24 protein-coding genes and 4 tRNA genes are annotated in these 20,976 nt (G+C 60.6%); 15 read left to right on the forward strand and 13 right to left on the reverse strand.

The genetic code is table 11. The annotated features are described in order from the left end of the window. Window positions 1-256: 256 nt before the first annotated feature. The 5 genes from purE to M3P88_RS11225 all read left to right on the forward strand — a co-directional run bounded on the left by purE (window position 257) and on the right by M3P88_RS11225 (window position 4,145). Complete coding sequence (gene purE, locus M3P88_RS11205) at window positions 257-745, forward strand: 5-(carboxyamino)imidazole ribonucleotide mutase (protein ID WP_249616129.1); 489 nt, start codon at window positions 257-259, stop codon at window positions 743-745. Continuing rightward, window positions 745-1,884: a 5-(carboxyamino)imidazole ribonucleotide synthase gene (locus M3P88_RS11210; RefSeq protein WP_249616130.1), complete on the forward strand. Its 1,140-nt coding sequence runs from the start codon at window positions 745-747 to the stop codon at window positions 1,882-1,884. Before purE ends, M3P88_RS11210 begins: the two co-directional genes overlap by 1 nt. A 51-nt stretch (window positions 1,885-1,935) precedes the next feature. Then, window positions 1,936-2,814 (forward strand): phosphoribosylaminoimidazolesuccinocarboxamide synthase, encoded by an 879-nt coding sequence (locus tag M3P88_RS11215; RefSeq protein ID WP_249616131.1) that lies wholly within the window; start codon window positions 1,936-1,938, stop codon window positions 2,812-2,814. A 91-nt stretch (window positions 2,815-2,905) separates the two neighbouring features. Next, entirely contained in the window at window positions 2,906-3,841 is a 936-nt protein-coding gene (locus M3P88_RS11220) for a sodium-dependent bicarbonate transport family permease (protein WP_249616132.1), read from the forward strand. A gap of 1 nt (window position 3,842) precedes the next feature. Continuing rightward, a complete protein-coding gene (locus M3P88_RS11225; protein WP_249616133.1) occupies window positions 3,843-4,145 on the forward strand; it encodes a P-II family nitrogen regulator in 303 nt (100 codons plus the stop codon). A gap of 139 nt (window positions 4,146-4,284) precedes the next feature. Here M3P88_RS11225 and M3P88_RS11230 read toward each other — a convergent pair whose 3' ends face one another. Further along, entirely contained in the window at window positions 4,285-4,818 is a 534-nt protein-coding gene (locus M3P88_RS11230; protein ID WP_249616134.1) for a carbonic anhydrase, read from the reverse strand. 167 nt (window positions 4,819-4,985) lie between these two features. On the opposite strand from M3P88_RS11230, the gene M3P88_RS11235 reads away from it, so the two are divergent. After that, window positions 4,986-7,007: an NADPH-dependent 2,4-dienoyl-CoA reductase gene (locus M3P88_RS11235; RefSeq protein ID WP_249616135.1), complete on the forward strand. Its 2,022-nt coding sequence runs from the start codon at window positions 4,986-4,988 to the stop codon at window positions 7,005-7,007. Window positions 7,008-7,063: 56 nt separating this feature from the next. Here the strand turns inward: M3P88_RS11235 and M3P88_RS11240 are convergent, their stop codons facing one another. The 3 genes from M3P88_RS11240 to M3P88_RS11250 are packed head-to-tail and all read right to left on the reverse strand — an operon-like array spanning window position 7,064 to window position 9,550. Beyond that, on the reverse strand, window positions 7,064-8,413 hold the full coding sequence (locus tag M3P88_RS11240; protein ID WP_249616136.1) for an adenosylmethionine--8-amino-7-oxononanoate transaminase: 1,350 nt from the start codon (window positions 8,411-8,413) through the stop codon (window positions 7,064-7,066). A 30-nt stretch (window positions 8,414-8,443) separates the two neighbouring features. After that, entirely contained in the window at window positions 8,444-9,070 is a 627-nt protein-coding gene (bioD, locus tag M3P88_RS11245; protein ID WP_249616137.1) for a dethiobiotin synthase, read from the reverse strand. Between the two features lie 27 nt (window positions 9,071-9,097). Next, window positions 9,098-9,550: a TlpA family protein disulfide reductase gene (locus M3P88_RS11250; protein WP_249616138.1), complete on the reverse strand. Its 453-nt coding sequence runs from the start codon at window positions 9,548-9,550 to the stop codon at window positions 9,098-9,100. A 146-nt stretch (window positions 9,551-9,696) separates the two neighbouring features. Between M3P88_RS11250 and M3P88_RS11255 the strand changes: the two genes are divergently transcribed. The 7 genes from M3P88_RS11255 to M3P88_RS11285 all read left to right on the forward strand — a co-directional run bounded on the left by M3P88_RS11255 (window position 9,697) and on the right by M3P88_RS11285 (window position 16,648). Further along, the gene (locus tag M3P88_RS11255) at window positions 9,697-10,656 is read left to right on the forward strand and encodes a carbohydrate kinase family protein (protein WP_249616139.1); all 960 of its coding nucleotides are present in this window, start codon (window positions 9,697-9,699) and stop codon (window positions 10,654-10,656) included. 76 nt (window positions 10,657-10,732) lie between these two features. Beyond that, window positions 10,733-12,013: a glutamate--cysteine ligase gene (gene gshA / locus M3P88_RS11260; RefSeq protein ID WP_249616140.1), complete on the forward strand. Its 1,281-nt coding sequence runs from the start codon at window positions 10,733-10,735 to the stop codon at window positions 12,011-12,013. A 69-nt stretch (window positions 12,014-12,082) separates the two neighbouring features. Further along, entirely contained in the window at window positions 12,083-13,030 is a 948-nt protein-coding gene (gshB, locus tag M3P88_RS11265; protein ID WP_249616141.1) for a glutathione synthase, read from the forward strand. Continuing rightward, window positions 13,027-14,061 carry an FAD:protein FMN transferase gene (locus M3P88_RS11270; protein ID WP_249616142.1) on the forward strand — a complete coding sequence of 345 codons (1,035 nt, stop codon included), beginning with the start codon at window positions 13,027-13,029 and terminating at the stop codon, window positions 14,059-14,061. Before gshB ends, M3P88_RS11270 begins: the two co-directional genes overlap by 4 nt. A gap of 2 nt (window positions 14,062-14,063) precedes the next feature. Then, a complete protein-coding gene (locus tag M3P88_RS11275) occupies window positions 14,064-14,444 on the forward strand; it encodes a diacylglycerol kinase (RefSeq protein ID WP_249616143.1) in 381 nt (126 codons plus the stop codon). A gap of 60 nt (window positions 14,445-14,504) precedes the next feature. Next, complete coding sequence (locus tag M3P88_RS11280) at window positions 14,505-15,347, forward strand: sulfurtransferase (RefSeq protein WP_249616144.1); 843 nt, start codon at window positions 14,505-14,507, stop codon at window positions 15,345-15,347. Window positions 15,348-15,436: 89 nt separating this feature from the next. Continuing rightward, window positions 15,437-16,648: an SAM-dependent methyltransferase gene (locus tag M3P88_RS11285; protein ID WP_249616145.1), complete on the forward strand. Its 1,212-nt coding sequence runs from the start codon at window positions 15,437-15,439 to the stop codon at window positions 16,646-16,648. A gap of 29 nt (window positions 16,649-16,677) precedes the next feature. Here M3P88_RS11285 and M3P88_RS11290 read toward each other — a convergent pair whose 3' ends face one another. Then, the gene (locus M3P88_RS11290) at window positions 16,678-17,283 is read right to left on the reverse strand and encodes an RBBP9/YdeN family alpha/beta hydrolase (RefSeq protein WP_249616146.1); all 606 of its coding nucleotides are present in this window, start codon (window positions 17,281-17,283) and stop codon (window positions 16,678-16,680) included. Next, window positions 17,280-18,056: an exodeoxyribonuclease III gene (locus tag M3P88_RS11295; protein ID WP_249616147.1), complete on the reverse strand. Its 777-nt coding sequence runs from the start codon at window positions 18,054-18,056 to the stop codon at window positions 17,280-17,282. Before M3P88_RS11295 ends, M3P88_RS11290 begins: the two co-directional genes overlap by 4 nt. Before the next feature lie 74 nt (window positions 18,057-18,130). Here M3P88_RS11295 and pyrE point away from each other — a divergent pair, with 74 nt between their 5' ends. Next, window positions 18,131-18,775, forward strand: coding sequence for an orotate phosphoribosyltransferase (gene pyrE, locus M3P88_RS11300; RefSeq protein WP_249616148.1), 645 nt, complete (start codon window positions 18,131-18,133; stop codon window positions 18,773-18,775). 19 nt (window positions 18,776-18,794) lie between these two features. Here pyrE and M3P88_RS11305 read toward each other — a convergent pair whose 3' ends face one another. From M3P88_RS11305 to cutA, 6 genes are all read right to left on the reverse strand, one after another. Beyond that, window positions 18,795-19,115 (reverse strand): efflux RND transporter periplasmic adaptor subunit, encoded by a 321-nt coding sequence (locus M3P88_RS11305; RefSeq protein ID WP_249616149.1) that lies wholly within the window; start codon window positions 19,113-19,115, stop codon window positions 18,795-18,797. Between the two features lie 134 nt (window positions 19,116-19,249). Then, window positions 19,250-19,325, reverse strand: a tRNA-Lys gene (locus M3P88_RS11310). A 75-nt stretch (window positions 19,326-19,400) separates the two neighbouring features. Next, a tRNA-Lys gene (locus M3P88_RS11315) sits at window positions 19,401-19,476 on the reverse strand. A gap of 19 nt (window positions 19,477-19,495) precedes the next feature. After that, window positions 19,496-19,571, reverse strand: a tRNA-Lys gene (locus tag M3P88_RS11320). 26 nt (window positions 19,572-19,597) lie between these two features. Beyond that, window positions 19,598-19,673, reverse strand: a tRNA-Lys gene (locus M3P88_RS11325). 183 nt (window positions 19,674-19,856) lie between these two features. Further along, window positions 19,857-20,180 (reverse strand): divalent-cation tolerance protein CutA, encoded by a 324-nt coding sequence (gene cutA / locus M3P88_RS11330; RefSeq protein WP_249616150.1) that lies wholly within the window; start codon window positions 20,178-20,180, stop codon window positions 19,857-19,859. Between the two features lie 15 nt (window positions 20,181-20,195). On the opposite strand from cutA, the gene M3P88_RS11335 reads away from it, so the two are divergent. Then, window positions 20,196-20,624: an FxsA family protein gene (locus M3P88_RS11335; RefSeq protein ID WP_249616151.1), complete on the forward strand. Its 429-nt coding sequence runs from the start codon at window positions 20,196-20,198 to the stop codon at window positions 20,622-20,624. Here M3P88_RS11335 and M3P88_RS11340 read toward each other — a convergent pair. Continuing rightward, window positions 20,609-20,911, reverse strand: a complete 303-nt coding sequence (locus M3P88_RS11340) for a DUF167 domain-containing protein (RefSeq protein ID WP_249616152.1) — start codon at window positions 20,909-20,911, stop codon at window positions 20,609-20,611. The two genes, M3P88_RS11335 and M3P88_RS11340, sit on opposite strands and share 16 nt — an antisense overlap. Between the last annotated feature and the right edge of the window lie 65 nt (window positions 20,912-20,976).

Consider the following 20,976-nt stretch of genomic DNA (forward strand, 5'->3'; position numbering starts at 1 on the left):
TCGGGAGTCGGGATTCGGGAGTCGGGATTCGGGACTCGGGATTCGGGACTCGGGATTCGGGAGTCGGGAGTCGGGACTCGGGATTCGGGATCCGGCTCCGGCTCCCAGTTCCCGGCTCCCAGTTCCCGGCTCCCAGTTCCCCGCTCCCCGCTCCCCGTTTGATTCATCCTTCCATGTCGAAATAATAAAGTATTCCGGCCTGCATCCCTGATCAGGTAAAATTGCCCACTTCCTCTTTGCACGGGCATAAAGCGCCATGATCGAAGTCGGCATCGTAATGGGTAGTAATAGTGATTGGGACGTGATGCAGAACGCCGCTCGCGTGCTCAAGGAGTTCGGGGTCGCATTCGAGACGCGTGTGGTTTCTGCCCACCGTACCCCCGATCTGTTGTTCAGCTATGCCGAACAGGCCGAGGCGCGTGGCCTGAAGGCCATTATTGCCGGTGCCGGCGGTGCCGCCCATCTGCCGGGCATGCTGGCCGCCAAGACCCATGTGCCGGTGTTGGGCGTGCCGGTGCCATCCAAATACCTGCGCGGCGAAGATTCGCTGCTGTCCATCGTGCAGATGCCCAAGGGCATTCCGGTGGCGACTTTCGCCATCGGCGAGGCCGGCGCAGCCAATGCCGCGCTGTTTGCCATCGCCCAGCTCGCGACCACGCGTCCCGAACTGGCCGGTCAGCTCAAGGCTTTCCGTCGCAAGCAGGAAGAGACCGTGCTGGCGATGACGCTGCCGGAGGTCGAATAATGGCCGCCATCCTGCCGCCGGCGATGCTGGGCATTATCGGCGGTGGCCAGCTGGGGCGCATGTTTACCGTAGCGGCCAAGACCATGGGTTACCGCGTCACCGTGCTGGAGCCGGATCCGCATTCGCCTGCCGCCGCTTTTGCCGATGTGCATCTGTGCGCGCCGTATGGCGATGCTGCCGCACTGCAAACACTGGCCGCTACTTGCGCGGCGGTGACCACCGAATTTGAAAACGTCGACGCCGACGCGATGCGTATGCTGGCTAAAAGCACGCGCGTGTCGCCATCGGGCGACTGTGTGGCGATTGCGCAGGACCGTATCGCCGAGAAGGCATGGATAGCCAAAGCCGGGCTGCCGACGGCGCCCTATCTGGCACTGGAGTCGGCGGCGGCACTGGCTGCCGTGTCCGATGACGCGCTGGCGGCCTATTTGCCGGGCATTCTCAAGACCGCGCGTCTGGGCTATGACGGCAAGGGCCAGCAGCGGGTGAAGACGCCGGCCGAGGCGCGCGCCGCCTTCGCCGGGCTGGGCGTTGCCTGTGTGCTGGAGAAGATGCTGGATCTCAAGCTTGAGGTGTCGGCCATCGTTGCCCGCACCAGCGCCAGCCAGATGGCGGTATTCCCGCTGGCGGAAAACCGTCACGAGGGCGGCATTCTCGATGTCTCCATCGTGCCGGCGCGCATCGCGGCCGGCCTGGCGGCATCCGCGCAAACAATGGCGCAGCGTCTGGCGGACGAGCTGGATTACGTCGGTGTGCTGGCGGTCGAATTCTTTGTGCTGGGCGACGACACGCTGGTGGTCAACGAGATCGCCCCGCGTCCGCACAACTCCGGCCACTACACGCTGACTGCCTGTGTGACCGACCAGTTCCAGCAGCAAGTGCGTGCGCTATGCGGCCTGTTGCCGGGCTCGACCGAGCTGTTGACGCCGGTAGTGATGGTTAACCTGTTGGGCGATGCGTGGGGCGAGGATGGCAGTGCGCCCAAGTGGAATGTGCTGGCCGAGGCGCCGAATGCGCAGCTTTATCTGTATGGCAAGCGCGAGGCACGCCCGGGCCGCAAGATGGGCCACTTCAATGTAATGGCTGCTACCGCCGATGCGGCGCTGGAGCAGGCCGAAGCGCTGAAAGACACACTCTGATTTATCAGGCGGAGCCATCAGGCTTCGCCTTTTCTTTATCTGGAAAAATTCATGACCGGTATCACCACCACCCATCTCAATAGCCTGAAAAAAATCTACTCCGGCAAGGTGCGCGACCTGTACGAAATCGACGACAAGCGCATCCTGATGATTGCCACCGACCGTCTGTCGGCATTCGACGTGATTCTGGATGATCCGATTCCGGCCAAGGGCCAGATCCTGACCGCGATTTCCAACTTCTGGTTCGACAAGCTGAAAGACGTGGTGCCTAACCATCTGACTGGCGACAAACCGGAAGATATGGTATCGGCCGAGGATTTGCCGCAGGTAGAAGGCCGTGCCGTGGTGGCGAAAAAGCTCAAGACCATCCCGATCGAGGCGGTGGTGCGCGGCTATATCGCCGGTGGCGGCTGGAAGGATTATCAGAAGACCGGTGCGGTATGCGGCATTACCTTGCCGGCCGGTTTGCAAGAAGCGGGCAAGCTGCCTGAGCCTATCTTTACGCCTTCGACCAAGGCGGCCGTGGGCGACCACGACGAGAACATCAGCTTCGAGCAGTGCGTAGACCTGATCGGCCAGGAGCTGGCCGACAAGGTACGCGACACCGCCATCCTGCTTTATAAAACCGCTGCCGAATATGCGGCGACGCGCGGCATCATTATCTGCGACACCAAGTTCGAGTTCGGTCTGGACGAGAACGGCACGCTGATCCTAATGGACGAGGCGCTGACGCCGGACTCCAGCCGTTTCTGGCCGGCTGACAGCTATCAGGCGGGCATGAGCCCACCCTCGTTCGACAAGCAGTTTGTGCGCGACTGGCTGGAAGCCTCCGGTTGGGACAAGGTGTCGGCCGCGCCTGCCGTACCGCTTGAGGTACGCGAAAAGACCGCGGCCAAATACCGCGAGGCGCTGACGCGTCTGGCTGGTTAAGCACGCTTAAATCCCCTATGCGATCGGGGTTTGGCGGCGCCTGACATTGCTTTATCATGACGGTCTTTGCTTCTCTTCCGGGACATGTCTGATGCCGCTGGATCCTGTCGTACTGTTTTTCCTTCTGGGCTTGGGGGCGGGGCTAGCCCGCTCCGACCTCAAGCTGCCTGCCGCGCTGTATGAGTCGCTATCGGTTTTCCTGCTGATTGCCATTGGCCTCAAGGGCGGGGTGGCGCTGGCCAAGCTGGCTTCCCCTGTCATTGTCCTGCAAGTCGCTGCCGTGGTGGCATTGGGGGTGGCGCTCACCATCGTGGCGTTTGCCCTGCTGCGCTTCAAGCTGGCGCGTGCCGATGCCGCATCGATCGCGGCACACTATGGTTCGGTCAGCGTGGTGACTTTTGCCGTGGGTACCAGCTTTCTGGCACGCCAGGGCATCTCTTACGAGCCGCAGCTGACGCTGTTTCTCGCGGTCATGGAGATGCCGGCGCTGATTGTCGGGGTGATGCTGGCACGAGTCGGTGGCGGGCATCAGGTTGCCTGGGGGCGACTGGCGCATGAGGTGCTGCTGGGCAAGAGTGTGGTCTTGCTGGCCGGTGGCCTGCTGATAGGCTGGATCTCGGGCGAGAGCGGCATCAAGAGCCTGTCGCCCTTGTATTTCGACCTGTTCAAGCCGGTGTTGTCGCTATTCCTGCTGGAAATGGGCCTGATTACCGCCAGCCGTCTGGGCGAGTTGCGCCGCTCGGGTCTGTTTATCGCGGCCTTTGCCCTGCTGGTGCCGTTGCTGTTTTCGCTGCTGGGGCTGGGGGTCGCTTCGCTACTGGGTCTGTCTGCCGGCGGTGCTTTCCTGTTGGCGGTGCTGGCGGCGTCGTCCAGTTATATTGCCGCGCCGGCAGCCATGCGTATTGCGGTACCCGAGGCTAATCCGGCGCTCTCGCTGGCGGCCAGTCTGGGCCTGACCTTTCCGTTTAACCTGCTGGCCGGCATCCCGCTTTACTGGGCGGTGACGTGCTATTTCTGGGGCGCATAAGATGGATTACCATCCTAAAAAACTGCTGACCATCGTGTGTGAAGCCGTGCTGGAAGCGCCATTGACGCGCGACATCCAGCGTCTGGGCGCGCAGGGTTACACTGTGATCGATGCGCGCGGCGGCGGCCATTATGGCGTGAAGCGGGCGGCATGGAGCTTCGACCGCAATATCCGCGTCGAGGTGATTTGCGATGCAGAGGTGGCTGATGCCATTGCTAGCCATGTCGCTGCGCGCTATGCCCCGGATTATGGTCTGGTGTTGTATGTCGGCGACGTCGGCGTGATGCGGCCCGGGCTTTTCTGAAGGGATGTTCCCCGCTGTTGCAGATGGACTTTGCATCTGCTGGGCGGATCTGTTGAATTGGGGCCAGGCTCGAGGCGAGCCTGGCCCCTGCCGGCCATCAAGGCCCGCGCGCATACCGCCTGCGCTGCGGGCGGCTGATTCAGGCCGGTATGATGTGCTCGACGCTGCCATCCAGCGCCATCAGATAGCACTCCACTTCTAGCGCCGGGTGCTGTTTGATGATGTTGCTGCGTAGTGCCATCAGCGTTTCGGCGTGGACTTCGGTTTCTTTTTCCGGCATCTTGCCGAAATCCTCTCCCTTCACCACCTTGTAAGCGCCGCAGTCGCGGTGATCGAGCAGCACGACTTTGTGCACTTGGTGCAGCTTGATGGCGACCCCCAGATGTTCCCAGAACGTCGTATTCCACGCCGGAAATTTGCCGGTTAGCGCCCCCAGCGAAGCACCGGCCAGAATCACATGGTCGTATTTGTCCTTCAGTCCCTTGCCTGCCATAAAGCGCGCGGTGTCATCGACCAAACGGTAGTCCATGCACGATAAGAGCAGGGCATCAGCCTGACCCGATGCCAATGCGGTGCGCGGCAAAAAGCTGCCCAGCATCACGGCGCCTGCACCCAGTGCCGCCAGTTTGATAAAGCCGCGCCGACTGCTGTAGCCGGGTTGTGGTTGGCACATATAAAGCGTTCCTTGAGGTGATGTTATCCGGCGTTTAGCGCCAGTGCCATCATATCTTTCCAAGGCTGTTTATGCATTTGCGTTGACAACTTACTAGGGAGTAAGTATCGTCGGCGGCAGGCTTACATCCATAAAAATCCACACCTTACGTTTACGAGGAAGCTGTCATGACCGCCTACCCGCACCTGCTCGAACCGCTGGATCTGGGCTTTACCACGCTGAAAAACCGCGTACTGATGGGCTCCATGCACACCGGTCTGGAGGAGGCACCTGGCGGCTTCGAGAAAATGGCGGCTTTTTACGCCGAGCGTGCGCAAGGTGGGGTTGGCCTGATCGTAACCGGCGGCGTCGGTCCGAATGAAGAAGGCCGGGTGGGAGAAGGTGCGGCCATGCTTAATAGCGAAGCCGAAGTGCCGCACCACAAGCTGATCACCGATGCGGTGCATGAGGCAGGCGGCAAGATCGCACTGCAGATTCTGCACTCGGGCCGTTACAGCTTTCAGGAAAAGCTGGTGTCGGCGTCGCCGCTATGTGCACCGATCAATTTCTACCGTCCGCGCGAGCTGGATGAAGCCGGCATCTGGCGCACCATCGCCGACTTTGCCGAGTGCGCCCGCCTGTCGCAGCTGGCCGGCTACGATGGCGTCGAGGTGATGGGCTCCGAAGGTTATCTGATCAACCAGTTTATCGCGCGCAATACCAATAAGCGCAGCGACGACTGGGGCGGCAGCTACGAGAACCGCATCCGTTTCCCGATTGAGATCGTCAAGGCGGTGCGTGCCGCCGTCGGCCCCGAGTTCATCATTATTTATCGTCTGTCCATGCTGGATCTGGTCAACGACGGCAGCACACCGGAAGAGGTCGAGCAGCTGGCGCTGGCGGTCGAGGCGGCCGGTGCCACCATCATCAATACCGGCATCGGCTGGCATGAGGCGCGGGTGCCGACCATCGCCACCATGGTGCCGCGCGCCGGTTTTGCCTGGGTGACCGAGCGTCTGATGGGCAAGGTGAAGATTCCGCTGATTGCCACCAACCGCATCAATACGCCGGAAGTGGCCGAGGCGGTGCTCGCCAGCGGCCAGGCCGATATGGTGTCGATGGCGCGTCCTTTCCTTGCCGATCCCGACTTCGTCAACAAGGCGGCCGAGGGGCGCGCCGACGAGATCAACACCTGCATCGGCTGCAACCAAGCCTGTCTGGACCATATCTTCCAGGGCAAGCTCACCAGTTGCCTCGTGAACCCGCGCGCTTGCCGCGAGACCGAGCTGAACTATGCCAAGACCGAGCGCGCGAAGAAGCTGGCCGTTGTGGGCGCCGGCCCGGCCGGTCTGGCTTTTGCCACCGTCGCCGCCGGGCGCGGCCATGCGGTCACGCTGTTTGATGCGGCTAAGGAGATCGGCGGCCAGTTCAATGTGGCCAAGCAGATCCCGGGCAAGGAAGAGTTTTACGAGACGCTGCGCTACTTCGCAAAGCAGATCGAGCTCTCCGGCGTCAAGCTGGCGCTGGGTCAGCGGGTTGCGGCCGAGGATCTGGCCGGTTTTGATGAAGTGGTGCTGGCCACCGGCATTGCGCCGCGCCTGCCGGCCATCCCCGGCATCGATCACCCCAAGGTGCTCAGCTATCTGGACGTGCTGAAACACGGCAAGCCGGTCGGACGCAAGGTCGCGATCATCGGTGCCGGCGGCATCGGTTTTGATACCGCCGAATTCCTGACCCAGGAGGGCGAATCGACATCGCTTGATGTGGCGGCCTTTATGGATGAATGGGGCGTGGACACCCGGGGTGATACGGCTGGCGGCTTGTCGGCCAAGGGCATGCATGCGCCGGCTAGTGCGCGTGAAGTGTGGTTGCTGCAAAGAAAGAACAGCAAGGTGGGTGAAGGCTTGGGCAAAACCACCGGCTGGATTCACCGCGAGAGCCTGAAGATGAAGCGGGTGAATATGGTGTCCGGTGTGACGTATGAGGGCATCAGCGATGCCGGCCTGACCGTCACCATCAAGGGCGAAACCCAGATTCTGCCGGTGGATAATGTGATTATCTGCGCCGGCCAGGATCCGCTGCGCGAACTGGTGGCACCGCTTCAGGCGGCCGGCAAGACCGTGCATCTGATTGGCGGCGCCGATGTAGCGGCCGAGCTGGATGCCAAGCGTGCCATCGATCAGGGTAGCCGTCTGGCCGCCGCCATCTGATTGCCGGATCCAGTCAAGCGCCTGCGTCCCGCTGGGGAGGCAGGCGCTTTTTTGCGTCAGGGCAGTGCGGTTTGTGCTGCGCCGACGCTTGCGCCTTGTTCCAGCGCGTCCAGCGTGGCCAGCGTCGCATCGCGTAGCAGCGCCATATCGGCCTCGTTCACCACATAAGGCGGCATAAAGTACACGGTCTTGCCTATCGGGCGCAGCAAGCAGCCTAGCTTGAGCATGGCGGCAAAAAAAGCCTGGGCAAAATCGGCGCGCGCGCTATCCACTTCGAAAGCCCAGATCATGCCGCAGCGGCGCCAATTACGCACACGCGGGTGTTGTTGCAAGGGCGCAAGCAGTACATCAAAGCGCAGCGCCTGCTCGCGGTTGCGTGCCAGCACCTGATCCTGTTCGAAAATATCCAGCACTGCCAGCGCCGCACTGCACGCCAGAGCATTGCCGGTATAGCTATGCGAATGCAAGAAGCCGCGCGTCACATCGTCGTGGTAGAAGGCCTGATAGATTTCATCGCTGCTTAATACGCAGGACAGCGGCAGGGTGCCGCCGGTGATGCCCTTGGACAGACAGAGGAAATCGGGGCGGATGCCGGCCTGTTCGCAGGCGAATAGCGTGCCGGTGCGGCCGAAACCGACGGCAATTTCGTCGGCGATCAGATGGATCTGGTACTGGTCGCATAGCGCGCGGGCTCGGGTGAGGTAGGCGGCATCATACATGGCCATGCCGGCCGCGCCCTGTACCAGCGGCTCGACAATCAGCGCGGCAATTTCACCGTGGTGCTTGGCCAGCAGGTTTTCCAGACTGGCCGCGGCGCGCAGCGCGACATCGCGTGCCGACTCGCCATCGCGTGCGCCGCGCGCATCGGGCGAGGGTACGCGCCAGCCGTTTTTGACCAGAGGCGCGTAGGTGGCGGAAAACAGCGGCACATCGGTGACCGCCAAGGCGCCCACGGTTTCGCCGTGATAGCTGTTTTCCAGACTGACAAAACGCTGCTTTTGGGCGCGTCCCTGATTCTTCCAGTAATGAAAGCTCATCTTGAGGGCGATCTCGGTGGCGCTGGCGCCATCCGAGGCGTAAAACGCGTGACCGAGGCCGGTCAGCGCCGACAGGCGTTCGGACAGTTCCACCACCGGGCGGTGGGTAAAGCCGGCCAGCATGACATGATCGAGTTCGTCCAGCTGGCATCTGATGGCCGCCTTGATGCGCGTTTCGTTATGGCCGAACAGATTGACCCACCATGACGATACCCCGTCGAGATAACGCTGGCCGTCAAAGTCGACGAGATAAGCACCGTCGCCACGGGCAATCGGCACGATGGGCAGGGTTTCGTGGCGCTTCATCTGCGTGCACGGGTGCCAGACGGCGGCGCGGCTGCGTATCAGCCATTCTTGATTGCGGCTCATGGCGTGTCTCTATAAAAAATAGGCAAGGGCTCAGCCTTCCCATGGCAATTCGAGCAGCAGCGGTGCCGGCAGGCACTGCTTGAGGGTGGCGAGGTTTTCGGCGTAGCGCGGCTGGTCCGCCACCACGCGGTTGGCGATCCAGCCGGCCAGCTCGCAGCCCGAGGCCTGGATGGCTTGTGCGCTTAGCCGCGCATGGTTGATGCAGCCCAGTTTCATGCCGACCACCAGAATCACCGGCAGCGCCAGTGCCTGCGCCAGCTCCTGGATGGAGAGGGCATCGCTCAGCGGGGCAAACCAGCCGCCGGCGCCTTCAACCAGCACCACATCGGCGTCTGCGGCCAGTTGCCGGTAATGCTGCAGGATGTGTTCCAGAGAGATTTCGACGCCGGCTTCGGCGGCGGCCAGATGCGGCGAGATGGCCGGCTCGAAGCGGTAGGGCGACATCAGCGCCCGGTCATGCTGGCCGCTGGCCGCGCACAGGCGCTCGACATCGTCGTTGATGAGCGTGCCGTCGGGCAGACGCCGGCAGCCCGAAGCGACCGGTTTCATCGCCAGCACCCGCTGGCCCTGGGCTTGCAGCTGCTGGATCAGTTTGACGGTGCTGTGGGTCTTGCCGCAGTCGGTATCGGTGCCGCTAATGAAATAAGCTTGGGCCATGGGCGCCTTTCGTCGGGGGGCGGGGCTTTACAGGTGTGGCTCGACGGCCTGGCGCAGATTCTGTTCGCTCAGCTTGCCGGTCAGGCGGGCCACGATCTTGCCTTGGCGATCCAGTACGACGGTAAAGGGCAGTCCGCCGGTTTTATTGCCCAGGTCGCGCATCAGGGTGAGTGTGTCGGCGTCCCCCAGCAAGATCGGGTAGCGGATACGCAAGGTGCGCACAAAGTTTTGCACTTCCACCGGCTGATCCAGTGCGATACCGACCACTTCGGCCTGGCGTTTGCTCCACTGGCTGCGTAGCGCATCCAGCATCGGCATTTCTTCACGGCAAGGTCCGCACCAGGTTGCCCAGAAATTGACTACCACCACTTTGCCGCGCCATTGCGCCAGATTCTGGCTCTGTCCGGACAGGGTGCTAAAGCGTGCCTGATTCAGATCGGGCGCGGCTGCCTGCACCTGCGTGCTGACGGAAAACGACATCAGTATTGCAAGTAGGAATAATCGGGTTTTTTTTGCATTCATAGTGTATATCTTGCTGTAAGTCTTACATCTTGCCATCTAGGCTACGCTGATGGCGGGAATTGTTCCGTGTTAAAATCCGCGATTACGTTTGCTCTGGAGTGAGCATGGCCATCCTTGTCTGCGGGGCGATCGCCTACGATACCCTGTTTTCGTTCGAAGACCGTTTCGACAGCCAGATCCTGCCCGATCAGTTGCACAAGATCTCGACCACCTTTCTCGCGCCCAGCATGCGCCGCGAGTTTGGCGGCCCGGCCGGCAATATTGCCTACAGCCTCGCCATGTTGGGCGAGAAGCCTATCCTGATGGGCACGGTGGGCGAGGACTTTGCCCCCTACCGCCAGCATCTGAAGAATTTCGGTGTCGACGAACGCTTCGTCAAGGTTATCCGCGGCCAGTATACCCCGCAGTGCTTTGGCATTTCCGATTGCGATGGCAACCAGCTGATGGCGTTCCATCCCGGCGCGATGAACTTCGGCGATACCAATCATATCTCCGACGTGCCCGATGCGGTCGATATCGCCATCCTGTCACCCGGCGGTCGCGCCGCCTTCTTGCAGCATTCGCAGGAGTTGCACGATGCCGGCATTCCCTTTGTCTTCGATCCGGGTCAGGAGTTGCCGCTATTGTCGGCCGACGAGATCCGTGAAATTGTCGGCAAGGCCAGCTATGTGGCGATTAATGACTACGAAAGCGAACTGATCCGCGAGCGTGCCGGGCTGACGCTGGATATGCTGCGCTCGCAGGTCAAGGCATTGATCGTCACCCGTGGCTCCAAAGGGGCGGAAATTTATGTCGGCGACACCGTGCATCTGATTCCGCGCGTGCAGATGGATGCGCCGCCGGTTGATCCGATGGGCTGCGGCGATGCTTTCCGTGCCGGCCTGTTGTACGGCATCAGCCGCGGTCTGGACTGGAAGGTGACCGGGCGTCTGGCCAATGTGATCGGTGCCATCAAGGTGACGCATAACGGCCCGCAAAACCATTTCTTCGACTGGCAGAGCCTGGGTGCGCTGTACCGGCGCAATTACAACGAAGACTTGCCGCTGCCCGTCCCCGCCGCTTGAGTGCCCTTGCTGCTTGAATATGGGGCGGCTGTCCCCATTGTCAGTTAATTACATTTGATTGATTATTGGGGACGCCATGCCCGTACCGCATTTGACTACCGCGCTTAAAGGGCCTTTGCTCGAGCTCGAAAGCCGCATCATTGCCGCCCAGCCGCAGATCGAGCATTGGTTCCGCAGCCAGTGGCAGCAGCATGAAACGCCGTTTTATGGCTCGGTGGATTTGCGCAATAGCGGCTTCAAGCTGGCACCGGTCGATATGAATCTGTTTCCCGGCGGCTTCAATAATCTGAATCCGGAATTCCTGCCGCTGGCGGTGCAGGCGGCACAAAGCGCGGTCGACAAGGTTTGCCCGGAAGCGAAGAGCCTGTTGCTGATTCCGGAAAACCACACCCGCAATACCTTTTACCTGCAGAACGTGGCGACGCTGGCGCATATCTTTGGCCAGGCCGGGCTGAAGGTACGCTTGGGCAGCCTGAACCCGGAAATTACCGAACCGACCGAGCTGGTTGCGGCTAACGGCGGCAAATTGCTGCTGGAGCCTATCGTGCGCCAGGGCAACCGTCTGCGTCTGGCCGATGGTTTCGATCCGTGCGTGGTATTGCTCAATAACGATCTGTCTGCCGGCATTCCTGCGCTGTTGCAGAATCTGGAACAGGCTTTGCTGCCGCCACTGCATGCCGGCTGGGCGGTACGGCGCAAGACCCATCACTTCCGCGCTTACGATCAGGTATGCCAGGACTTTTCCCGGCTTTTGTCCATCGATCCGTGGCTGATTAACCCTTATTTTGCCCAGTGCTCGAATCTGGACTTCCATTCGCGTCAGGGCGAGGAAGAGCTGGCGCGTACCGTGGACGAGATGCTGGCCAAGATCCGCGTCAAGTATGCCGAATACGGTATTACGCAAGACCCTTTCGTGATTGTGAAGGCGGATGCCGGCACCTACGGCATGGGCATCATGTCGGTGAAGAGCGCGGAAGAGGTGGTCGGCCTGAACCGCAAAGCGCGCAACAAGATGTCGGTGGTGAAAGAGGGGCTGGAAGTCTCGGAAGTCATCGTGCAGGAAGGTGTATACACCTTCGAAAGCATTAACGAGGCGGTGGCCGAGCCGGTGGTCTACATGATGGACCGCTATGTGATCGGCGGCTTTTACCGCGTACATACCGGGCGCGGCATCGATGAAAACCTTAATGCGCCGGGTATGCACTTTGTACCCTTGTCCTTCGAGTGCCCGTGCCTGCCGGATAAGGCCGGCGAGCCGGATTGCCCGCCTAACCGTTTCTACGCCTATGGCGTGATTGCCCGTCTGGCTTTGCTTGCGTCCGCGCTGGAGCTGGAAGCGACCGACCCCGACGCCTGATTTCGGCGCCAGCCTGATAGCCGGTGACATGTCGCCGGCTTTTTTCATCCGACTTTGCGGAGTATTGCCATGCGCATCCTGTTTATTGCCGACCCGCTCGAGAGCTTCAAGATCTACAAGGACTCCACCTTTGCCATGATGGAAGAGGCGGCCAGCCGTGGCCATGCCTTGTCTTTTGCCGAGGCCGGCGCGATCTCGCTGGAAGGCGGGCGCTTGCTGGTCGATGCCTGCAATCTGACGCTGACGGGTGACAAGGCCGCCTGGTTCCGTTGTGACGACAAGCTGCGCCAGCCGCTGGCCGCCTTCAATGCGGTGGTGATGCGCAAGGATCCGCCATTTGATCTGGAATATCTCTATACCACCCAGTTGTTTTCGCTGGCGGAAAAAGAGGGCGTGAAGATTTTCAATAGCGGGCAGGCGCTGCGCGACTTCAACGAGAAGCTGGCCATCCTGAATTTCCCCGAGCTGACCGCACCGACTTTGGTCAGCTGCGATATGGCGCGCTTAAAGGCCTTTGTGCGCCTGCAGCAGGATGCCATCCTCAAGCCGCTGGACGGCATGGGCGGCAGCAGCATCTTCCGCGTGACCCCGGATGACCCCAACCTGAATGTGATTCTGGAAAGCATTACCCATGAGGGCGCGCGCACGGTGATGGCGCAGCGTTATATCCCCGAGATTCGCGATGGCGACAAGCGCATTCTGGTCATCGATGGCGTGCCGGTTGATTATGCGCTGGCGCGCATTCCGCAAGGCGGCGAGACGCGCGGCAACCTGGCCGCCGGCGGCCGGGGCGAGGCCCGTCCACTATCGGCACGCGATCGCGAAATTGCGGCCGCCGTGGCGCCCGAGCTTAAGCGTCGCGGCATCTTGCTGGCCGGGCTGGATGTGATCGGCAACTATCTGACCGAAGTCAATGTCACCAGCCCGACCTGTTTCCGCGAAATCATGGACCAGACCGGGCTGAATGTGGCCGGCCTGTTTATCGACGCGCTGGAGCGCGCCGTCGGGACAGCATGAGGCGCGTTCTGCTGCCCTTGCTGCTGTTGCTGGCGGCGTGTAGCCGCGAAGCTTTGCCTTACCGGCAGGAAAGCTATGTGTTCGGTACCCGCGTTGAAGTCAGCGTCGCGGGCCTGCCCGAAGCCGAGGCGCAGCAGGCGACGGCCAAGGTATTGGCCGATCTGGATGCGCTTAATGGCCGGCTGCATGCCTGGCAAGCCGGTAGCGAAGTGGTGGCGCTCAATGCCGCGTTTGCCTCCGGACAAGCGGCAGCGGTGGCGCCGGATCTCAAGGCGCTGCTGCAGCGCACGCAGCAACTGGAGGCAGCCTCCGATGGTCTGTTTTCGCCGGCTATAGGTCGTTTGATTGCATTGTGGGGTTTTCACGCCGACCGTTATGCGCCGGTTTCGCCTGATCCGGTGCGCCTGCGCACCTTGGTGCAGGCGCGGCCTGCGCTGTCTGATCTGGTATTTTCCGGCTCGCAGCTAGGCAGCCGCAATCCTGCCGTGGCGCTGGATCTGGGCGGCGCGGCCAAGGGCTGGGCGCTGGATAGGGCTTATGCCAGCCTGAAAGCATCCGGCGTACATTCGGCGCTGATCAATATCGGCGGCAATGTCATGGCGCTGGGCGCAAAAACCGATGGCCAGCCCTGGCGCGTCGGCATCCGCCACCCGCGCAAGAATGAGGCCTTGGCCATGGTCGAACTGGGTGATGGCGAAGCCATTGGTACCTCGGGCGACTATCAGCGTTATTTCGAATTGAACGGCAAGCGCCACTGCCATCTGGTCGATCCGCGCGACGGCAATACCGATTGCCAGTTGCAGGCGGCCACGGTCATCGCACCGGCGGGTAAGGATGCCGGCTTGCTATCCGATGTGGCGAGCAAACCCTTGTATCTGGCCGGCCCCGCGTCGGCCACGCACTACGCCAGGCGCATGGGGGTTCGTGATATCCTGCTGATCGATGGCGCAGGGCGGGTGTGGATCAGTCCTGCGCTGAATCAACGCATACACTGGCTGAGCAAGCCGCAACAGATCACCTTGCTGGAATAAGCATGAAATCCCTGGAAACCAGCCCATACAAGGGCAAGACCGGCTTGCGCCGCCTGTTCAATGCCTTCGGCTACTCGATGGCCGGCTTTAAAGCGGCTTTCGAACATGAAGATGCGTTTCGCCAGCTCACCCTGTTGGCGCTGGTGCTGGTGCCCACCGCCTGTCTGCTGGATGTGACAACGGTAGAGCAGGTGCTGCTGATTGCCGCCACGCTGGCCACACTGGTGATCGAGCTGTTTAATTCGGCGATCGAGGCGGCGGTGGATCACACCTCGCTTGAGCGCCATCCCCTTGCCAAGCGCGCCAAGGATATGGGCAGCGCCGCCCAGTTTCTCGGCCTGTGCAATCTGGCTGTCGTCTGGGGCCTGATCCTGCTGGCCTGATGCTTGTCAATCACATGGCATGGCCTTAGCCTAGGCTGATGTTCAAAGCGAAAGCCTGCCATGTATACCACCTTGATTTCGGCCCGCGATCTGGCCGCCCTGCCTGCTGACACCACCGCCGTACTGGATTGCCGTTTCCAGCTGGCTGATCCCGCCTATGGCGAACGCGCCTATCTGGCCGGCCATGTGCCCGGCGCACACTATCTGCATCTGGACACCGATCTTTCCGGCAGCAAGAGCGGGCGCAATGGCCGCCACCCGTTGCCGGATAGCCATTTGCTCGCACAAAAACTGGGGCTGCTGGGCATAGGAGCGGATAGCCAGGTCGTTGTTTACGATGACGCCGGTGGTATGTTTGCCGCGCGCGCGTGGTTTTTGCTGCGCCTGCTGGGGCATCGCGCGGTGGCCGTACTCGATGGCGGTGTGGGGGCCTGGCTGCGTGCTGGTGGCGTGCTCTCCAGCGCGCTGTCGCCATCCACGCTACGTCCGTTCATGTCTTCCCCTGCCTTGACGCAAGTGGTGGATGCCGCCGCCGTACTGGCCAATTTGGCGGCACCGGTTTTTGCCGTCGTCGATGCGCGCAGTCCCGAGCGCTTTCGCGGCGAAGGCGAGACGCTGGATCCGGTCGGCGGTCATATCCCCGCTGCGCTTAACCGCTTCTTTCAGGCCAATCTGGGGGTGGATGGCTGCTTCAAGCCGGCGGCGGAACTCGCCGCAGAATGGCAGGCCTTGCTTGGCGGGCGTTTGGCGAGCGAGGTGGTGCACCAGTGCGGCAGCGGGGTCACTGCCTGCGTCAATCTGCTGGCGATGGAGTATGCCGGCCTTGCGGGTAGCCGGCTTTATCCCGGCTCATGGAGCGAATGGTGCAGCGACCCTGCGCGCCCGGTGAGCGCGGGCGGCTAAGTCTAGGCTGACGCCGACTGGCGCTATCGCCCAATACACGCTAAATCCATAAGGTTGGCGCTGTGTTGGGCGGGACGCCGGGAGGTCATATGATCAAGCAGGTTCTGCAGCAGTTATTTGCCGGTTTGCGTGGTGCGCCATTTGCCGTGCATTACTGGGATGGTGAAACCGCCCGCTATGGCGAGCAGGGGCAAAGTGCTTTTGTGCTGAACTTTACCCGTCCGCCACCGGCCCGTCTGGAAGACCCGGTCGTCTATCTGGGCGAGTGTTATATGGATGGCGTGCTCGAGATAGAAGGCTCGTGGGATGCGCTGCTGGGAACCATGGTGGCCAGTGAGGGCACGCTGTTTAGGCGTAGTGCCTCGCGGGCGCTGGGCTGGATAGGCGAGCGCCTGCAGGCGCGGCGCGAGCGCCAGCAAAACAATGTGCGCCGCCATTATGATCTGGGTAATGCTTTTTACCGCCTGTGGCTGGACGAGAGCTGGACCTATTCCTGTGCCTATTTCCGTCATCCCGACGACACGCTGGAACAGGCGCAGCGCAACAAGATCGCCTTGAGTCTGGATAAACTGGCCATTCGTCCCGGCATGCGCGTCCTGGATATAGGCTGCGGCTGGGGCGGGATGGCGCTGGCGGCGGCACAGCGCGGGGCGCGGGTGCTGGGCATTACCCTGTCGGCCGAGCAGCATGAGGGGGCGCGCGAACGCGTTGCCCGTGCGCGTCTTTCCGATCAGGTCGAGATCCGCCTGATGGATTATCTTGATCTGGATGGCCGGCGCGAACAGTTTGACCGCATCGTCAGCGTCGGCATGTTCGAGCATGTCGGGCAGGGGCACCATGAAGATTTTTTTGCCCGTGCATCCGGTGTGCTGCAGGCTGGCGGCCTGATGCTGCTGCATACCATTACCGGGCCGGAATCGCGCGAAACCAATCCATGGATAGAGAAATACATCTTCCCCGGCGGCCATATCCCCGCGCCGGAAACACTGGTGTCTTCATTGCCGGCGCATGGCTTTAAGCTGGTACATATGGAAAGCCTGCGCCTGCACTATGCGCGTACCTTGCAGTGCTGGCTGACGCGTTACCTGGCGGTGTATGGCGAGGTCGTGTCCATGTTCGACGAGCGCTTTGCGCGCATGTGGACGATGTATCTGCGCGGCAGTTCGGCCGCCTTTCGCGGCGGCGATCTTGATATTCACCAGATGCTGGTGTCCAGGGGAAATAACAATACCTTGCCGCGCGACTGGGGCTATCTCTATAGCGGCGCGCCACCTTTATGCTGGGGCGGGGAGGCTGATTAGCGGGTGGCGCAAGCGCCGCCCCTTGCCGCCTAGCCCAGCATCAGTTGTTGTAATAGTTTCTGCCCGGCTTGCCATGCGCCCAAGCCTGCCGTATCCCCCAAATGGCCGCCATGGCCGGCATCGATCAGTTGCACCCCCCACGCCTGCGCCATCATGACCGCACTGTCGTAGGGGCAGAACGGATCGTTGTGGCTGGCAACCAGAATGGTGGGGCAGGGCAGGGTTTGCAGCCAGGGTGCATCAAAGCCGGTAAAGGCCGGCAGTTGCGCACCGGGTGGCAGCACCCCGGCAGCGCCGGCGATCTCTGGGGCAATCGGCAGCGCCGGTGGCGCAACCAGCAGCAGGCCTTTGAGCTGGCGGCGTTCGGCGAGCGAGCGCGACAGCAGCCAGGCGACGGCATTGTGGCAACCCAGGCTGTGTGCGGCAATGACCACCTGCCCCGGGCAGCTGGCGAGGGTGGCGCTTAGCGCCGCCAGCCAGGCTTCGCGCTCGGGCTGCAGCCAGTCTGGCATTTCGGCGCGCCAGGCTAGCGGGTAGCTTTTTTCCCAGTATGTCTGCCAGTGGCGCTCGCCCGAGCCGCCCCAGCCGGGGACGGTGACGAGATAAACGTCGTCGTCTTCGATAAAGCTCATCATGCCGGGTAGTCGTAGTCGATGATCAGCGGCGCGTGATCGGAAAATTTCTCGTCTTTATAGACGTGACCATTTTGGGCGCAAGCCATCAGTGCCGGGGTGGCAATCTGGTAGTCGATGCGCCAGCCCACATCCTTGGCATAGGCCTGGCCACGGTTGCTCCACCAGCTATAGCCGGGTGCTTGTGGGTACAGTGTGCGCCATACATCGACCCAGCCTACCCGCTGGAACAGATCGCCTATCCATGCGCGCTCTTCGGGCAGAAAGCCGGAATTCTTCAGATTGCCTTTCCAGTTTTTCAGGTCGATTTCATTGTGGGCGATATTCCAGTCGCCACAAATCACCACGTCGCGGCCGCTGGCGTACAGGCTTTCCAGGTGGGGCAGGAATACGGCGAGAAAATCGAATTTCACCTGCTGGCGTTCGTCCGAGCTGGAGCCGGATGGCAGATAGAGCGAAATGACCGAGAGCGGGCCGAAGTCCAGCTGCAGATAGCGTCCTTCACGGTCAATCCAGTCTATGCCCAAGCCTTCGATAACGGCATCGGGTGTACGCCGGGTATAGACGCCAACACCGCTATAGCCCTTTTTTTCTGCGTAGTGGAAATAGCCCTGCATGCCGTCTGCACTTTGCATGCGTGCCGACAAGTCGGCGGCTTGTGCCTTGAGCTCCTGTACGCAGACAAAGTCGGCGTTCAGCTTGGCCATCCAGTCGAAAAAGCCTTTTTTATCCGCCGAGCGGATGCCGTTAAGGTTGGCGGAAACGATTCGAAGCAAGCGGTTCTCCCGTGTTATCCTTGCCGGCAAATTTTTTGGCCGTACAAGGCTGTGTCCAGTTTGAGGGGTGGGTTATGAGCGATTTTCGACAGGATTTTATTCGTTTTGCACTCGAAGGCCAGGTGCTGAAGTTTGGTGAATTCACCACCAAGGCCGGCCGCAAGTCGCCTTATTTCTTTAATGCCGGCCTGTTCAATGATGGCGCCAGTACGCTGGCGCTCTCGCGTTTTTACGCCGATGCGATCCAGGCTAGCGGCATCGAATTCGACATGCTGTTTGGCCCGGCCTACAAGGGCATTATCCTGGCGGCAGCGACCTCGATGGCGCTGGCAGAAAAAGGGCGCAACCTACCTTTTGCCTATAACCGCAAGGAAGCCAAAGACCATGGCGAAGGCGGCGTACTGGTTGGTGCGCCGCTCAAGGGCAAGGTACTGATTATCGACGATGTGATCACCGCCGGTACTTCGGTGCGCGAGTCCATCGCGATGATCCGCGCCGCAGGTGCCGAGCCTGCCGGCGTGGCTATCGCACTGGATCGCATGGAACGCGGCACCGGCGTTTTGTCCGCCGTGCAGGAAGTCGAACAGCAGTACGGCCTGCCGGTTGTCGCCATCGCCAACCTGGGCGATCTGATGACCTTTATCGAAGGTAGCGACGAGCTGGTCCGCTATCTGGATGCGGTCAAGGCCTATCGCGCCAGCTATGGCGTCGACGCCTGATGTTGCGGGGAGGCCGGCCTTACTGGGCGGCTTCCTTGTTTTGCCAGGCTTGCTGCAACTGGCGGGTGGCATGGCTCATGGCCTCTTCTGCTGCGGTGAGTGTACTTTGGGCGCTGGCGAGTTCGGCACTGGCGTTGGCAAGTGCATTTTGCGCGTCAGCCAGGCGCTGTTCGGCCAGTGTGTGTTTGCCCTTGCTGGCTTGCATGCGCAACTGGCTGTTCTTCAGATTGCCATCGGCGCTTTGGTAGGCCATTTGTGCGGACAGCAGGTCTTCATTGACGCCGGCAAAGCACGTTGCGGCAAAGCCGCTCAGTAGCAAGAACAGTAGTTTTTGGGGCATGCGAGAGTCCATTTTTGAGTGTTTGGTTGATTATCGCAGACAGTAGGGGCAGGCGGCCAGCCGGAATGGATATGAAAAATCCCCTGGCAAAGTGATCTGCCAGGGGATTTTTCTGCCGCGCTAGCGGCGTGTACTGGTGGGTCGTGCGGGATTCGAACCTGCGACAAACGGATTAAAAGTCCGCTGCTCTACCAACTGAGCTAACGACCCGGTAAACCGGGTTACATCAATAGTAGATGTAATAAAGACTGCTAGCCGAATCATCAGGCTTGCAGTCTGAAATTCTGGTGGGTCGTGCGGGATTCGAACCTGCGACAAACGGATTAAAAGTCCGCTGCTCTACCAACTGAGCTAACGACCCCAAGACAAGCTTGGGTTTTTGGTGGGTCGTGCGGGATTCGAACCTGCGACAAACGGATTAAAAGTCCGCTGCTCTACCAACTGAGCTAACGACCCCCAATAACGCCGGGGTCTGATTTTTTTGGTGGGTCGTGCGGGATTCGAACCTGCGACAAACGGATTAAAAGTCCGCTGCTCTACCAACTGAGCTAACGACCCCCGATAAAACCAGGGTTTCTTTTATGATTTACCGGCTTGCGCCAATGCCTCACAAGAGAGAACGAGACTATACCGATAGCGCGCCGCCCAGTCAACCGCTTTCGGACGAATCAGGCTTTTGGCATTCTCCTTTATCTGTTGGAACCGTTGCTCCTTTTGCCAATCCAATGATGTAATGGTGTTTCAGGGGCTTGAAAGTGTTTGCTCTGTAACCCATGTAAGATAGGCGGGAAGGCTGGCTTCCAGCGGCAGGGCAATGATTTCCGGTACCTCATACGGGTGCAGTTCGACCAGCCGACTTTGTAGTTGTGCGTACGCGGCAGCCGTGGTCTTGATCAACAGGGGGACTTCCTCTGCCTCTTCCACTTGGCCTTGCCAGCGGTAGACCGAACGGCAAGGTGGCAGCACATTGGCGCAGGCGGCCAGTTTTTCACCCACAACGGTACGGGCTATATTCATGGCAATCGCCTCATTCGGCGTATTGCAGACGACAAACAGTATTTTCATCGGTGCTTCCATTTCATGCGCGCTATTTTATTGATTATTCTTGCTTACCCGTTTGTGGAAATTGCGTCCTTGGTTTATATGGCCGACAAGCTGGGTGGTGGTTTTGTTTTATTCTGGGTGCTGTGTAGCGCACTGATCGGTATTGCCATGCTGCGTAACCAGCGCATCGGCACTTTGCTGACTTTGGGTGCGCTGTTCAACCAGAAGGGTAATGTTTCCATTTATTCGCTGCTGTGGCCAGTCCGCTACTTGCTGGCCGGGGTACTGTTTCTGATTCCCGGCGTGATTAGCGATGTGCTGGCCATCATTCTGCTGCTGCCACTCTCCGGACCGGGCCCCAAGGTGCGCATGCCGGATGGTGCGGCACCTTCCGATGGTGCAATTGAAGGCGAATACACGCGGGTAGACGAGACCGTGGATCGCGACCGTCACTTGCACAAATAACCCAGCGCTATCAGCACCTCGTCCGGCGTCAGGCTGGTGCTGATTTCGATAATTTTGTGGCGGCTTTTTTCGCCGCTTAATAAGGTGATATTGCGTTTGGGGCAACCTAGTTGTTTGGCTAGCCAGGCGATAAGTGCGTGATTGGCTTTGCCATCGACCGGCGGTGCGTTCAGGCGTATTTTCAGTGCATCACCATGTTCGCCGGCGCATTCGGTTTTCTTGGCGCCGGGCTGGACATGTAGTGTCAGGCGCACCGCTTGTGTGTGCTGGCTTAACCAGAGTTTCATCGCTTGCAAGACGTACGCTCAAAAGGCGTAGTTTAGAGCACATTCCCATAGACCCCCCAAGGAGA

Origin of the sequence: Craterilacuibacter sp. RT1T (assembly GCF_023502145.1) — a bacterium.
GTDB lineage: Bacteria > Pseudomonadota > Gammaproteobacteria > Burkholderiales > Chromobacteriaceae > Craterilacuibacter.

Coding starts and splice junctions, on each gene's coding strand:
- purE (WP_249616129.1), top strand. CDS start 257: ATGATCGAAGTCGGCATCGTAATGGGTAGTAATAGTGATTGGGACGTG.
- M3P88_RS11210 (WP_249616130.1), top strand. CDS start 745: ATGGCCGCCATCCTGCCGCCGGCGATGCTGGGCATTATCGGCGGTGGC.
- M3P88_RS11215 (WP_249616131.1), top strand. CDS start 1,936: ATGACCGGTATCACCACCACCCATCTCAATAGCCTGAAAAAAATCTAC.
- M3P88_RS11220 (WP_249616132.1), top strand. CDS start 2,906: ATGCCGCTGGATCCTGTCGTACTGTTTTTCCTTCTGGGCTTGGGGGCG.
- M3P88_RS11225 (WP_249616133.1), top strand. CDS start 3,843: ATGGATTACCATCCTAAAAAACTGCTGACCATCGTGTGTGAAGCCGTG.
- M3P88_RS11230 (WP_249616134.1), bottom strand. CDS start 4,818: ATGTGCCAACCACAACCCGGCTACAGCAGTCGGCGCGGCTTTATCAAA.
- M3P88_RS11235 (WP_249616135.1), top strand. CDS start 4,986: ATGACCGCCTACCCGCACCTGCTCGAACCGCTGGATCTGGGCTTTACC.
- M3P88_RS11240 (WP_249616136.1), bottom strand. CDS start 8,413: ATGAGCCGCAATCAAGAATGGCTGATACGCAGCCGCGCCGCCGTCTGG.
- bioD (WP_249616137.1), bottom strand. CDS start 9,070: ATGGCCCAAGCTTATTTCATTAGCGGCACCGATACCGACTGCGGCAAG.
- M3P88_RS11250 (WP_249616138.1), bottom strand. CDS start 9,550: ATGTCGTTTTCCGTCAGCACGCAGGTGCAGGCAGCCGCGCCCGATCTG.
- M3P88_RS11255 (WP_249616139.1), top strand. CDS start 9,697: ATGGCCATCCTTGTCTGCGGGGCGATCGCCTACGATACCCTGTTTTCG.
- gshA (WP_249616140.1), top strand. CDS start 10,733: ATGCCCGTACCGCATTTGACTACCGCGCTTAAAGGGCCTTTGCTCGAG.
- gshB (WP_249616141.1), top strand. CDS start 12,083: ATGCGCATCCTGTTTATTGCCGACCCGCTCGAGAGCTTCAAGATCTAC.
- M3P88_RS11270 (WP_249616142.1), top strand. CDS start 13,027: ATGAGGCGCGTTCTGCTGCCCTTGCTGCTGTTGCTGGCGGCGTGTAGC.
- M3P88_RS11275 (WP_249616143.1), top strand. CDS start 14,064: ATGAAATCCCTGGAAACCAGCCCATACAAGGGCAAGACCGGCTTGCGC.
- M3P88_RS11280 (WP_249616144.1), top strand. CDS start 14,505: ATGTATACCACCTTGATTTCGGCCCGCGATCTGGCCGCCCTGCCTGCT.
- M3P88_RS11285 (WP_249616145.1), top strand. CDS start 15,437: ATGATCAAGCAGGTTCTGCAGCAGTTATTTGCCGGTTTGCGTGGTGCG.
- M3P88_RS11290 (WP_249616146.1), bottom strand. CDS start 17,283: ATGATGAGCTTTATCGAAGACGACGACGTTTATCTCGTCACCGTCCCC.
- pyrE (WP_249616148.1), top strand. CDS start 18,131: ATGAGCGATTTTCGACAGGATTTTATTCGTTTTGCACTCGAAGGCCAG.
- M3P88_RS11305 (WP_249616149.1), bottom strand. CDS start 19,115: ATGCCCCAAAAACTACTGTTCTTGCTACTGAGCGGCTTTGCCGCAACG.
- cutA (WP_249616150.1), bottom strand. CDS start 20,180: ATGAAAATACTGTTTGTCGTCTGCAATACGCCGAATGAGGCGATTGCC.
- M3P88_RS11335 (WP_249616151.1), top strand. CDS start 20,196: ATGCGCGCTATTTTATTGATTATTCTTGCTTACCCGTTTGTGGAAATT.
- M3P88_RS11340 (WP_249616152.1), bottom strand. CDS start 20,911: ATGAAACTCTGGTTAAGCCAGCACACACAAGCGGTGCGCCTGACACTA.